Here is a 13,657-nt window from a genome sequence, read left to right as displayed (position 1 = left end):
TCAGGTAACGTTATTGAGCAAAGCAGTCAGGAAAATCAGGACAACAAGCATGAGAAATCAGCGCGTGACACTACAGGACATTGCCCAACTGGCGGATGTTACCAAGATGACGGTCAGCCGTTTTCTGCGCACGCCGGAAAAAGTGTCTCCTGAAACCCGTGAGCGCATCACCAAAGTCATGGAAGAGGTCGGGTATCCGCTGGAGGAAGCGCGCGGGCCCGTTAAAGCGCCGCGCATCGGCATCCTGGTGCCGTCGTTCAATAACCAGATTTTCTCCGATCTGCTGGCCGGGATTGAATCGGTCACCGCCGCGCAGGGCTACCAGACGCTGGTGGTCAATTACGATTACAGTAAAGATCGTGAAGAAGAGCACATCATCAACCTGCTCGGTTATCAGCTGGCGGGGCTGATCCTTACTGATTCCGTGCATACGCTGAAAGCCGATAAATACCTCAATGCCGCCGAAATTCCCGTCGCGCAGGTGATGGATCTTGATGATACGCATGGGCGCATCGCCGTCGGTTTTGACAATCAGCAGGCCGGTTACGATATGGCTAATACGCTACTCGCCAGCGGCAAAGAGCATGTGGTCTATTTCGGATCGATGTCCGACGCACGCGACCAGAAACGTTATCAGGGATATTGCCGCGCCATGGCCGAACGCGGGTTGACGCCGCTGCACATCACACCGAATAAAGTCTCTTCAGTGTCGATTGGCGCAGGCATGTTAGCGATGGCGCGCCAGCTGGATCCGCAGACAAACGCGATTTTATGCACCAACGATGATATTGCGGTGGGCGTGTTACAGGAATGCCTGAAGCTGGGTATCCGTGTTCCGCAGGACATGGCGATTTCGGGCTTTCACGGCCTGGATATCGGCCTGGCAACCACGCCGCTGCTGGCCAGCGTTATCACTCCGCGCTTCGAAATGGGCAAAGTAGTGGCTGAGATATTATTGAAGAAAATCAAAAACCTGCCGACCATTGAACGCGTCGATTTACACTACCGGATCTCCCTCGGTGGTACAATTTAACGCGGCTTCCACCCTTCTCCCTGTGAATTAAAACCTCCAGTATCGCGCCCGAAGTGTGGCGCAGGATCACGTTACGGGTAACACGTTTTCTTAACATAATTCAACGTGACTCATGTCACTAAATAGTTTCCTCAAAATGCTTTTATTAGGTCATCGCCGGATACAAGTACACAGAGGAAAGAATATGAATAATAAGATTCCTAAGGCCCGCTGGTTACGCGTCATTGCTCCCATTCTTATCGCCTGCATTATTTCGTTCATGGACAGGGTGAATATTAGTTTCGCCATGCCCGGCGGAATGGATGCCGAATTAGGTATTACCGCCTCGATGGCCGGACTGGCGGCGGGTATTTTCTTTATCGGTTATTTATTCCTGCAGGTCCCCGGCGGCAGCCTCGCCGTTCACGGCAGCGGACGCAAATTTATCGCCTGCTCGCTGATTGCCTGGGCAATCATTTCCATTCTCACCGGCTTTATCACTAACCAGTATCAGTTGCTGTTCCTGCGATTTGCGCTGGGCGTGGCTGAAGGCGGGATGCTGCCGGTGGTGCTGACCATGGTCAGCAACTGGTTCCCGGACAAAGAACGTGGCCGCGCCAATGCCTATGTACTGATGTTCGCACCGCTGGGCGGGATGATCACGGCTCCTCTGTCTGGCCTGATTCTGGACACGCTCGACTGGCGCTGGTTGTTCATCATCGAAGGGGCATTGTCCTTCGTAGTGATGCTGTTCTGGTGGTTCACCATCAGCGACCGTCCGGAAGAGGCCAAATGGCTGTCTGAACGCGAACGTGATTATCTGGTGACCGAGCTGAACCGCGAACGCGAAGCCCTGCGCGCACTGGCGCCGGTGAATAACGCGCCGCTGAAAGAGGTGTTTCGCAACGGTTCCATCGTCAAACTGATCATCATTAACTTCTTCTATCAGACCGGTATTTACGGCTACACGCTGTGGCTGCCAACCATCCTGAAAAACCTGACCGGCGGCGACATGAGCTCAGTCGGCATGCTGGCCATCATTCCTTACGTGGGCACTATGCTGGGGATCCTGGCGATGTCGGTGATGTCTGATAAAACCGGTAAACGTCGCATGTTCATCGCCCTGCCGCTGTGTGGATTCGCGGCCTGTCTGGCGGCATCGGTGACGTTTGGTCACAACATCATGGCAGCCTACGGTTTCCTGGTCGGTGCCGGTTTCTTCCTGCAGGCCGCCACCAGCGCCTTCTGGACCATTCCGGGCAAAGTCACCACGCCGGAAGTGGCCGGCAGTGCGCGGGGTGTCATTAATGGTCTGGGAAATCTGGGCGGTTTCTGCGGCCCGTATCTGGTCGGCGTACTGGTCAGCTTGTACGGTCAGAGCACGGCGATTTACGCGCTGGTCGCCTCCCTGCTGATAGCGGCAGCGGTCACTACGTTACTGCCGAAAGAGTGTGATATGGCGCTGATCCCCGGTGCAAAAGCCAAGGCGATGGCAGATGAATATGCCAGAGCCAAAGCGGCACGCAGGGTTCAGGGAGTTAAAGCGGAGATTGCTGGCTAGGAAAATGACTCCCCTTCGCAGGGGAGTTGACATCAGGCGGCTTCGGCCGCCACTTTCGTAGGGCGGCTGGCGTACAGATACAGCAAGGTCGCGGCAATCACGCAAAACGCCATCGAACCCACCATCGGCCAGGCGCTTTTCGCGGTAAACAACGAGAGGACGGAACCGATCGCCGCACCGGTACCGAAACGAATCGTTCCCGCCAGAGACGCCGCCGTGCCTGCCATGTGCGGGAAGTCATCCATGATCACCGCCATCGCATTCGACGTCACCATCGCAATCACGCCAACGTAACCTGCCACGCCCATCACCATCGCCCAGAACGGCAAACCAAGCAGACAGACCACCACCAGCCAGATACCCATCACCAGCTGCACAAACAGGCCGAAGCGGAACATTTTCACCGCGCCGGCGCGGCGGACGTTGCGGCTGTTAATGATGGTCAGGATGACCAGCGCCACGATGTTCAGCGCAAAGTAAAAGCCGAAGTGCTGAGGCGAAACACCGTTGAGTTCGATATACACAAACGGACCGGCGCTTAAGAAAGAGAACATCCCGGCGAACGAGAATCCACTTGCCAGCATGTAACTCAGTACGCGTTTATGACGAAACAGCGACACGAAGTTGCCGATACTGGTGCGCAGGTGGAATTTTTGTCTTCGCTCTTTGGGCAGCGTTTCTTTGATGTACACCGCCACCAACGTTGCAGCAATCAGCGCGGCAATTGCCATCGCCCAGAAAATTGCGTGCCAGCTGAACAGTACCATCAGCACGCCGCCAAGCATCGGGGCGAGCAGCGGCGCGACGGTCATCACCAGCACCACAAAAGACATCATCCGCGAGAACTCGTCTTTGGTGAACATGTCGCGCATCAGCGCATTGATCACCACGCTGGCGGCCGCAGCGGCTAAACCGTGCAGGAAACGCATCCAGACCAGTTGCTCGACCGACTGCGCCATCGCACAGGCACCGGCCGCTACCGCAAAGATCATTACGCCCCAGAAAATGACCGGCTTACGTCCGAGGCTGTCCGCCATCGGCCCGTAAAACAGCTGCCCTATCGCAAAACCCAGCACGTACGCGCTGAGGGTCATTTGCACACTGCCCGCCGGAACACCATATTCCTGCGCGATCACGGGCATACTTGGCAGATACATATCGATAGCCAAAGGCATCAGCATCGATATCAATCCCAGAATGAAAATCAATCCAATGTGGGATACCGGTTTTTCCTGCACGTTCACCACCCAATTAATAAGACAAAGTAAAACTATCGTCCAGGCATGCCAACGCTGGCAATTTCCTGTTCAGTTAAAGGACGGTACTGACCCGGCTCTAAATCTTCATCCATCACGATCTCGCCGATACGTTCACGGTGCAGCGCTACCACGTGGTTGCCCACCGCAGCAAACATGCGTTTCACCTGATGGTAACGGCCTTCGCTGATGGTAAGACGCACCACGCGCTCATCGATTTGCTCGAGCTGCGCCGGTTTGGTCAGGGAATCTTCGTTGTGCAGTTGCACGCCCGCTTCGAACTGCGCGGCGGTGTCGTCAGCCAGCGGATTTTCGAGCGTCACCAGATAGGTTTTTTCACACTGATGGCGAGGCGATGTAACACGGTGCGACCACTGGCCGTCGTCGGTCATTAACACCAGACCGGTGGTGTCGATATCCAGACGCCCTGCCGCATGCAGTTTGTACGCTACCGGCTCTTCGAGGAAATACAGCACGGTCGGATGATCGGGATCGTCCGTAGAACACACGTAGCCCTGTGGTTTGTTGAGCATGAAATAACGCGGACCGGTGATTTGATCGAGCACGTTACCGTCGAAGGCGACGACCTGCTCGGGGCTGATTTTCATCGCGCCAGTTTTGACGATGTCACCGTCAACGGTGACACGTTTATTGCGAAGCTCACGCAGCACGAGCGCGCGGCTTACACCTAATTGCTGAGATAAAAACTTGTCCAGACGCATTGGATCGGCTTGCCTTACATGGCGATCTGAGTGACCGCGTTACTGATAAAACACAAGACCCCGCCGCCGCATTCAAGCAACTGACAGGGTTCAGGGTTATTCGATTCGTAATACTTTCAATTCGCAATACTTTCGATTCGCAATAAGTGCAAAACGTGGTTATTACTTCGAGGGGGCAGACGCACTGCCGCATTGAGACAGAGAGTATAGCCGCGCTTAGCGGTGCATCCTAGAAGGAAAGCATAAAAATAAGCAGGCTAAACATTCACGTCGGGTGATTTGATTGCTCATCGCCATCCGGCGGATTTCTTGGCATACTTCACCACTGTGGTTATTTACAGGAAAACCAAAAGGTGACTGACCAACCGTGACTGCTTTTACACTCCGCCCTTATCAGCAAGATGCCGTGGACGCCACGTTGCGTCATTTCCGCCAACACGATGAACCGGCGGTGATCGTGCTGCCCACCGGCGCGGGGAAAAGTCTGGTGATTGCCGAACTGGCCCGCGTGGCGCGTGGTCGCGTGCTGGTGCTGGCGCACGTCAAAGAGCTGGTCGCGCAAAATCACAGCAAATATCTTTCCTACGGTCTGGAGGCGGATATCTTTGCCGCCGGGCTGAATCTCAAACAAAGCAGCGGCAAAGTGGTGTTTGGTAGCGTGCAGTCCGTCGCCCCCAATCTTGCGGCGTTCAGCGGTGAGTTTTCCCTGCTGATCGTCGACGAATGCCACCGCATCTCCGACGATGACACCAGCCAGTACCAGCAAATCATCACCCACCTGAAAACGCAGAACCCGCGTCTGCGGCTGCTCGGGCTGACGGCCACGCCCTATCGTCTCGGCAAAGGCTGGATTTATCAGTATCACCATCAGGGCATCGTGCGCGGCGACGCCAACAGCCTGTTTCGCGACTGTATTTATGAACTGCCGCTGCGTTACATGATCAAAAATGGCTTTCTGGTGCCGCCGGAGCGGCTGGACATGCCGGTGGTCAGTTACGATTTCAGCCGTTTACAAGCCAACAGCAACGGGCTATTCAGCGAAGCGGATCTCAACAACGAACTGCGCCAGCAAAAACGCATCACGCCGCACATCATCAGCCAGATTGTCGAATTCTCGCAGGATCGCAAAGGCGTAATGATCTTTGCCTCTACCGTCGAACACGCGGGGGAGATTTTCGGTTTACTGCCGAAAGGCGAAGCGGCGCTGATCAGCGCACAAACCCATGCGGTCGAGCGTGACCGACTGATCACTGCCTTTAAACAGCAGCAGCTGCGCTATCTGGTGAATGTCTCAGTGCTGACCACCGGCTTCGATGCACCGCATGTCGACCTGATAGCCATTCTGCGTCCGACCGAATCCGTCAGCCTGTACCAACAGATCGTCGGGCGCGGGCTGCGGCTCGCGCCAGGCAAAACCGACTGTCTGATCCTCGATTACGCCGGAAATCCGCACGACCTTTTCACGCCGGAAGTTGGCAGCCATAAACCGGCTGGCGATAATAAACCGGTGCAGGTGTTCTGCCCGGCCTGCGGCTTCGCCAATATCTTCTGGGGGAAAACCACCGAAGACGGCACGATTATCGAGCATTTTGGCCGCCGCTGTCAGGGCGTGCTGGAAGATGACGACGGCAACCGCGAACAGTGTGACTTCCGCTTTCGCTTCAAAAGCTGCCCGCACTGCGGCGCAGAGAACGACATTGCCGCGCGCCGCTGCCATCAGTGCCAAGAAATTCTGGTCGATCCTGACGATATGCTCAAAGCCGCACTGCGCCTGAAGGATGCGCTGGTGCTGCGCTGCGGCGGCATGAATCTGGAACACGGTCGCGACGATAAAGGCGAATGGCTGAAAATCACCTATTACGATGAAGATGGCGCGGACGTCTCAGAACGTTACCGGCTCAGCACGCCCGCCCAGCGAATGGCGTTTTTACATAATTTCCTGCGGCCACATCAGCGCGCGCCGGGCGTAACGCTGGAATGGAACACGGCAGCGGACATTGTCGCGCAGCAGGTTTTGTTGCGACATCCGGATTTTGTGGTTGCGCGCATGAAAGGCCAGTTCTGGCAGGTGCGGGAAAAGATGTTTGATTACGAGGGGCGTTACCGGCGCGCCAACGAGCTGCGCGGATAATATCCAGATAGGACTTTTAGTCCCACGGGTATTCCGGTATCATACCGCCCGCTTTCGCCATGCGTGGAAGCAGCAATACTCAACTCGTCACTCGGTCGCAGGTGGCGGGGCAAACTTTCTAATAGAGAAATAAAACATGTTCACTATCAATGTTGAATTACGTCCAGAAGCAGAGCAGGGCAAAGGTGCGAGCCGCCGCCTGCGTACAGAAAACAAATTCCCAGCTATCGTTTACGGTGGCTCAGCTGCTCCAGTTTCCATCAAACTGGACCATGATTCTGTAAAGAACATGGAAGTTAAAGCGGAGTTCTACTCTGAAACTATCACTCTGGTTATCGACGGTAAAGAAACCAAAGTTAAAGTTCAGGCTGTACAGCGTCACCCGTTCAAGCCAAAACTGGCTCACATCGACTTCGTTCGCGTTTAATCGCTGACAGAGTTGTTGCGCATCGGGACGCCGTGCGAGAACAAATAAAAAACACCGCCCAGGCGGTGTTTTTTATTGGGTGGGATCCGGGTTTTACTTGCCGGATTTGCGCTGTAGCTGATCCCGCAGATTCGGCGGTGTGCCTTTGATGGTCAGCGTGTCGGTCGCCGGATCCCAGAAAATACGTTCGCCCATCAGCATCGCATCAAAGTTGATAGTCAGACCGCCGCCGCTGCCGGCGAATTTGGTCAGCTGACGCAGCGTACTGCGATCTGCCGGGAAGGTTTCTTCCAGCTGATAGCCCTGCTCCTGGGTAAATTCTTTGAATTTTTTGTCATTCCACGGCGGCAGTTCTTCAGACAAATCATCCAGCGCGATCTCTTCGCCCGCCTGTAACTGCTCGTTGCAGTAGGTGTACACCTGCTGGCGGTAATTCTGACGCTCATTTTTATCGAGCTGCGCTTCCGTACAGAAATCATCGACCGCCTGCAATAAGCCCCGATTCTGCGCTTTGGTGTCCAGCCCGACCCCTGCGCCAAGGAAATCCATGAAAAAATCAGAGACCTTGCGCCCTACCCGGCCTTTCAGGAAGGTCAGATAGCGGGTGGATTCAGGATTAGTTTCCCATTCAGTCAAATCGATACGCGCCACAATATCTGCATGGTTGATGTCGAGATAATGAATGCTGCTGACGTCCAGCTGTTCGTTGACGCGCATGCTGCTGCGGCTGCTGAGCACCGCGACCAGCAAATATTCAACGGCTAAGAAACGATAATGGCAGAACAGCACCACGCCACCTTCGGCGAATGGATACTTAGCCAGTTCATCACGCAGGCGGCCGGTGGCGGCGCGGCTGAATGACAGGAAATCATCGTCCCCTTTGCGGCAGCTGCGTAACGTTTCTTTCAGCTCGCTGTCTTCGTTGAACAGACCATAGGCTTTGCTTTTTGCGCTATAGACGCGGTGCAGTTCAGCCATCATTTCGTCAACGGCAGCATTCGGCGTCAAAAGCGTATCGCGCAGCACAACATCCAGCGTTTGCTCATCGCGCTTGTTCAACTGGTGCAGAGCGATCTGCTCGATATCCAGACTCATGGGACTTTCTCCTGTTTGAAATGCAGCCGTGTAAGAGGGGTTTTCCTGCGGGGCGTATTCAAACACTGAAGTGCCAAAGCCGCAACCACTCCCACCGTGGAAATACCGATTAATAGATGCGATCAATAACGCAACGTTATCTTCGTTATAAAAATGCGGAAAATGGGGGCGCGTTACGTTAAGATATTGGACTTTGTCAGATCAAGAAGCACATTACTCTATGGCACAATCATCCCGTTACAGTGACGAACACGTTGAACAACTCCTTTCCGAGCTGGCAACTGTTCTGGAAAAGCACCGCGCCCCAACCGATCTTTCTTTGATGGTTCTGGGCAATATGGTGACTAACCTTATCAATACCAGCGTCGCTCCTGCACAGCGCAAAGCGTTATCTCAGTCTTTCGCAAGTGCTCTGCAAGCGTCGATAAGAGAAGATAAAGCCCATTAATCCTTTACTTGCCCAAACCCTCTCATGGTGACAAATAGTCAGCGCTATCGCGAAAAAGTTTCCCAGATGATCAGCTGGGGCCACTGGTTCGCCCTGTTTAATATCCTGCTCATTCTTGGGCTAGGCAGCCGCTACCTGTTTGTTTCTGACTGGCCTTCCTCGCTGCAAGGTCGCGTTTACGCGTTCGTCAGTTGGCTTGGGCATTTCAGTTTTATCGGTTTCTCCGCCTATCTGCTGATCATCTTCCCACTGACCTTTGTGGTGATGTCGCAACGCTTGTTGCGATTCCTGTCAGCGATACTGGCGACCACCGGGCTCACCCTCCTGCTGGTCGACACCGAAGTCTTTACCCGCTTTCACCTGCACATTAATCCTGTGGTGTGGGAGCTGGTCGTCAATCCCGGACGGGGTGAGATGGCGCGCGACTGGCAGCTGATGTTTATCGCCGTGCCGGTAATTTTCCTGATTGAAATGCTGTTTGGTACCTGGGCGTGGCAGAAGCTGCGCAGCCTGAACCGTCGCAATTTCGCCAAGCCCATCGTGGTGCTGTTTATCGTCAGCTTCTTTGCCTCGCACCTGATGTACATCTGGGCGGATGCCAATTTCTATCGTCCGATCACCATGCAGCGCTCCAATCTGCCACTGTCCTATCCGATGACGGCACGTAAATTCCTTGAGAAGCATGGCCTGCTGAATGCCGCTGAATACCAGAAGCGTCTTGTTGAACAGGGGAATCCTGAAGCGCTGGCGGTGGAATATCCACTGAACAACATCACTTTCAACGCCACCGGCACCAAATACAATCTGCTGATGGTGGTGCTCGACGGTGTCCACACGTCCACGCTGAACCAAGATATGCCCGCGCTTGCCGAGTTCGCCAGGCAGAACATCCGTTTCGAGCAGCATTTCAGCTCCGGTAACCGCGAAGATACCGGCCAGTTTGGCCTGTTCTACGGTATCTCTCCGACTTATATGCCGGGAATTCTGGCGGCGCGCAAACCTTCGGCGCTGGTCACATCTCTGGAACATCAGGGTTACGAATTTGGTCTGTTCGCCTCCGACGGCTTTGATAATCCGTTGTACCGTCAGGCGCTGCTGACCGACTTTACGCTGCCTGCGGCGGTCAAACAGACCGATCAGCAGACGGTCGCGCAGTGGCAACAATGGCTGAACGTGCGCGGTAACGGCCCGTGGTTCTCTTACGTCAATCTGAACGGCATCAGCTCCGCGCTGCGTAAGAACGGCGACAGCGTGCCGGTAGGCAACACCTTTATTCACCGTTATCAGAGCGGTGCACAGGATGTTGATCAGCAAATCAGCAGCATCCTGCAATCGCTCAAAGCGCGCGGAGAGCTGGATAAAACCGTGGTGGTGATCACCGCTTCGCACGGCATAGAATTCAACGAGAACGGCACATGGGGTTCGGGCAATACCATGAACCGCCAGCAGATGCAGGTTCCGCTGATCATTCACTGGCCGGGTACCCCGGCGCAGAATATCGACAAGCTGACGGCGCATGCGGATGTCATGACCACGCTGATGCAGCGTCTGCTGCACGTGACCACTTCGCCTGCGGATTATTCACAGGGTGAAGATCTGTTTGCGGCAAAACGTCGTCATAACTGGGTCACCACCAACGACAATGGCACGCTGGTGATCACCACGCCGACCCAGACGCTGGAACTGGAAAGCGACGGCGATTACCGTGCGTTCGATGAGAACGGTAAGCGTATAAAAGATCAGAAACCTGAACTAAGCCTTCTGCTTCAGGTTCTGACCGACGAGAAACGCTTCCTCGCCAACTGATAAGTTTTGCATTACGCCGCAGCATGAAAAAGGCCTTCACCGATCCGTCAGTGAAGGCCTTTTTGTTTTGCCCGAATGGGGATTAGAACCCTGCCCACCACAATCTGGCTTTCATCCCCCAGTACGATGTCCAGCCAGTGGTTGTGCTCACTACGTTGCCTTTATCGATCATGACGAACGTCGGCGTCACGCCGATGTCCCACTGTGCGGAAAGCTCACCGCGCGGGTCATTCACCACCGGCATCGCGATATTTTTCGCAGCCAGATACTCCCGGATTTTGTCTTCATCACCCGAGCGCAACGCCACCGAAAGGACGTTCCCGCCCTCTTCCGCCAGCTTCGCGACGTCCGGAGTGGTCATTTTGCATATACCGCACCACGTCGCCCAGAAGTACACCAGCAGGGGGCGCTGCTGACTTTGTTCAAGTAACGTGATGTTCTGACCGTCAACTACTTGCAAAGGCTGATGGCCGAAATCAGCCGGTGCCTGGGGCGCGCGCAGAAAATCCACCCCTGACATCACCGCAAATATCAGCAGCGCCAGAACGCCGAGCTCGCGCGCCCAGCGTTTAAGCTTTGTCATGTTTCACCTTAGCCAGCTGTTCTTTCACCAGCTTATTAAGGTCATCCCACCCGATCGCGCCCGCCACCAGCTGATCGCCAATAATGGTCGCCGGAGTGCCCTGAATGCCCAGCACTTCGGCGATTTCAACGTTGGTTTTCAGCTCAAGATAGCTGGCGGGCGTAACGGTGATCGGCGCCAGCCCGACGCTTTTCACTGCCTCTACGGCGCTGGCTTCATCATGCGGCCCTTTTTTAGACATAAGACGCTGATGCAACGCCTGAAACTTTTCGGGATGCTGTTCCCAGACGGTCATCGCCGCGCGACCGGCAATGATCGAACTGGCACCGCGAAACGGCAGCAGCTTGATGACCACCGACACGTCCGGGTTTTCCTTCACCACCCGCTCCAGCAGCGGATCGAATTGTTTGCAATACGGACAGTTGTAATCGGTGAATGACACAATGGTCAGCCGCGGATTTTTCGCGCCAAAGTGCGGCGTAGCCGGGTTGTTGAACAGCGTCTCTTCCGGCGTCATCGCCAGCACTGCCGGGGAAATTATCATCATTAACATCAGCATTAATATTTTCATTATTCAGCTCCGCGGGCTTTTTTGAGCCCTTGTAAAACGGCTTCACGGGTCAGCAGTGGCGATAAAATTTCGCCCTCCGGCTGGGACGGGCCATAAATTTGATTGAAAGGCACGGCGACGTTGCCGCGTTTTTGCAGAAATTCAGTGATCGTTTTCGACGGCAAACTCCAGTCACCGCGCAGGGCGACCACGTTGTTTTCCGTCAGCGCTTTTTGCACGTCATCACGCATCAGGACATTGTATTTATTGGCTTTACAGGTAACACACCAGTCAGCAGTGACATCCACAAACACCCCCTTTTTCTGCGCCAGCGCGTCTTCAATAGCCTGCTCGGACAGCGGTTGCCAGCGAATAGCATCCCGGCTGGATGGTTTGCCAGAGCTGAAAGTCAGACCAAAGAAAATGATCGCCGTGACAATAAGCCCGAGACCGGTCGCAGCCGCCGTGCCGCGTATACCGTAGTGACGGGCAGAAACGCCGATCAGTACCAGTAACAACACGGCGGCGGCGATGATAACCGTCTGAACGGAAAGGTGATTTTGCATCAGGCTGAGCAACCACAGGCAGGCGGCGAGCATCAGGAACCCGAGCGTCAGCCGCAGGCGCAGCATCCAGCGGCCAGGACGCGGCAGGCGCAGCGCCAGTCCGGGCCACAGCGCAATCATCAGCCACGGCAGGCTCATGCCCACCCCTAACATCAGGAAGACGCCCCACAGCACCGGCAGCGATGCCGCCAGCGCAAACGCCACGGCGGTGCCGAGGAACGGCGCGGAGCACGGCGTCGCCAGCAGGGTCGCAAACGCACCCTCGGCAAAGTGACCGGCTAATCCGCCGCGTTTTTGCGTCGCTAAGCGGGTGGTCATGCGGGAAGGCAGATTGATTTCAAACAGGCCGAGCAAATTAGCGGTAAACAGCGCGGTGACCAGTACCATCAGCCCGATAAACCACGGATTCTGAAACTGAATTCCCCATCCCAGTGTCTGTTGAGTGAGGCGTAATACCGTCATCAGCAGCGCCAGCGCAAGGAACGAGGTAATAATCCCGGCAGAGGATGCCAGAAACTGCACGCGGACGCGTTGCCGGTCGCGCTCGGCCATCTGCAAGATGCTGCCCAGCTTCATGCCGAGCACCGGCAGCACGCATGGCATCAGATTGAGAATAAATCCTCCCGCCAGCGCCATCAGCGCAACCTGCCACAACGCCATGCCATTTCCCGACTGCGCAGGAAGTGCGCCAACCTTCAGGCTTATCTGCTGCGCAAGGCCATCATCGTTCAGCACTACACTGACGGTTTTACCGCTCAGTTCACCGGCAATATCGCCCCACTCATCGGTCACCGGCAGCGTCACCCGCAGTTGCTCACCCTCAACCTTCACCACCGGTTTACCAAACGCGCTGCCTTCCAGCGTATCAATAAACAGTTCCGGCTTCTGCCAGCCCTGAGCGCGCTGAGCGGTAATCTGCAAACTTCCGCTACGATACCCCGCCGAAGCCTTATCCGTCAGCCCCTGCGCAATCGGCACCTTGCCCATCGCCACAGCAAACTGACGGGCAAAATCCTCATTGTCGGTGGTTTTACGCAGATCCAGACTGAAAGGATAATCGGTCAGGATGCAAACGTTGCTGCACACCGGCAGCGTCAGCGTGCCGGAGAGGGTTTTCGGCGTTTTACCGGCCAACACCAGCGGCAAACTCACTTCACCGTGGTAGCCCTGGGTGGTGATACCGGCGACATCAAACCTCGACGGCGACGGCCAGAACCAGATGGCTGATTTGCCCACGGCAGCATCCTGCCAGCTGATCGACGGTGCAATACCGCCCTCGCCCGGCGATCGCCAGTAGGTTTTCCAGCCCTTTTCGAGACTGACAGACAGCAGCAGTCGGGAGTGTTGCGCATTATCGTCCGCAGGCTGAGCCTGCAAACGCACCTTCACATGGGTATTTTGCGGGCTTTGCAGCCAGCCGGAATCGGCCGCTGTCCCGGCGTTCAGCCAGAGCACCAGAAAGCAGCCGAACGCCGCTCTGAATAAACTTCGCATAGATTT

12 protein-coding genes are annotated in these 13,657 nt (G+C 55.4%); 6 read left to right on the top strand and 6 right to left on the bottom strand.

All coding sequences use genetic code 11. The features are described from left to right. The first annotated feature begins 49 nt into the window (after positions 1–49). Positions 50–1,033, top strand: coding sequence for a LacI family DNA-binding transcriptional regulator (locus tag AC0Z7K_RS11285; protein WP_485614453.1), 984 nt, complete (start codon positions 50–52; stop codon positions 1,031–1,033). A gap of 184 nt (positions 1,034–1,217) precedes the next feature. Continuing rightward, positions 1,218–2,573 carry an MFS transporter gene (locus AC0Z7K_RS11280; RefSeq protein WP_413529396.1) on the top strand — a complete coding sequence of 452 codons (1,356 nt, stop codon included), beginning with the start codon at positions 1,218–1,220 and terminating at the stop codon, positions 2,571–2,573. Between the two features lie 32 nt (positions 2,574–2,605). Here the strand turns inward: AC0Z7K_RS11280 and AC0Z7K_RS11275 are convergent, their stop codons facing one another. Together AC0Z7K_RS11275 and rsuA are read right to left on the bottom strand one after the other, a co-directional pair. Beyond that, positions 2,606–3,811 (bottom strand): Bcr/CflA family multidrug efflux MFS transporter, encoded by a 1,206-nt coding sequence (locus AC0Z7K_RS11275; protein ID WP_413529395.1) that lies wholly within the window; start codon positions 3,809–3,811, stop codon positions 2,606–2,608. Positions 3,812–3,843: 32 nt separating this feature from the next. Next, the gene (rsuA, locus tag AC0Z7K_RS11270) at positions 3,844–4,551 is read right to left on the bottom strand and encodes a 16S rRNA pseudouridine(516) synthase RsuA (protein WP_485614452.1); all 708 of its coding nucleotides are present in this window, start codon (positions 4,549–4,551) and stop codon (positions 3,844–3,846) included. 367 nt (positions 4,552–4,918) lie between these two features. Here rsuA and radD point away from each other — a divergent pair, with 367 nt between their 5' ends. Further along, entirely contained in the window at positions 4,919–6,682 is a 1,764-nt protein-coding gene (gene radD / locus AC0Z7K_RS11265) for a DNA repair helicase RadD (RefSeq protein WP_413529393.1), read from the top strand. 136 nt (positions 6,683–6,818) lie between these two features. Next, positions 6,819–7,109: a 50S ribosomal protein L25 gene (rplY, locus tag AC0Z7K_RS11260; RefSeq protein WP_413529392.1), complete on the top strand. Its 291-nt coding sequence runs from the start codon at positions 6,819–6,821 to the stop codon at positions 7,107–7,109. A 93-nt stretch (positions 7,110–7,202) separates the two neighbouring features. Here rplY and yejK read toward each other — a convergent pair whose 3' ends face one another. Next, entirely contained in the window at positions 7,203–8,204 is a 1,002-nt protein-coding gene (gene yejK, locus AC0Z7K_RS11255) for a nucleoid-associated protein YejK (RefSeq protein WP_413529391.1), read from the bottom strand. Between the two features lie 220 nt (positions 8,205–8,424). On the opposite strand from yejK, the gene AC0Z7K_RS11250 reads away from it, so the two are divergent. Beyond that, a complete protein-coding gene (locus AC0Z7K_RS11250) occupies positions 8,425–8,652 on the top strand; it encodes a YejL family protein (protein ID WP_112167111.1) in 228 nt (75 codons plus the stop codon). Between the two features lie 24 nt (positions 8,653–8,676). Then, positions 8,677–10,458 (top strand): LPS biosynthesis-modulating metalloenzyme YejM, encoded by a 1,782-nt coding sequence (gene yejM, locus AC0Z7K_RS11245; RefSeq protein WP_485614450.1) that lies wholly within the window; start codon positions 8,677–8,679, stop codon positions 10,456–10,458. Between the two features lie 82 nt (positions 10,459–10,540). Here yejM and AC0Z7K_RS11240 read toward each other — a convergent pair whose 3' ends face one another. The 3 genes from AC0Z7K_RS11240 to AC0Z7K_RS11230 are packed head-to-tail and all read right to left on the bottom strand — an operon-like array spanning position 10,541 to position 13,651. Next, positions 10,541–11,041 (bottom strand): protein disulfide oxidoreductase, encoded by a 501-nt coding sequence (locus AC0Z7K_RS11240; RefSeq protein ID WP_485614448.1) that lies wholly within the window; start codon positions 11,039–11,041, stop codon positions 10,541–10,543. After that, positions 11,028–11,612, bottom strand: coding sequence for a DsbA family protein (locus tag AC0Z7K_RS11235; RefSeq protein ID WP_413529388.1), 585 nt, complete (start codon positions 11,610–11,612; stop codon positions 11,028–11,030). The genes AC0Z7K_RS11240 and AC0Z7K_RS11235 overlap by 14 nt, the downstream gene beginning before the upstream one ends. Beyond that, positions 11,612–13,651 carry a protein-disulfide reductase DsbD family protein gene (locus AC0Z7K_RS11230; protein ID WP_485614446.1) on the bottom strand — a complete coding sequence of 680 codons (2,040 nt, stop codon included), beginning with the start codon at positions 13,649–13,651 and terminating at the stop codon, positions 11,612–11,614. The genes AC0Z7K_RS11235 and AC0Z7K_RS11230 overlap by 1 nt, the downstream gene beginning before the upstream one ends. Positions 13,652–13,657 lie beyond the last annotated feature (6 nt).

It is taken from the genome of Rahnella sp. 1L-D-7-B-C2 (assembly GCF_057290995.1).
Note: the sequence above shows the minus strand (reverse complement) of the source record. Positions and strands in the feature narration are given on the sequence as shown.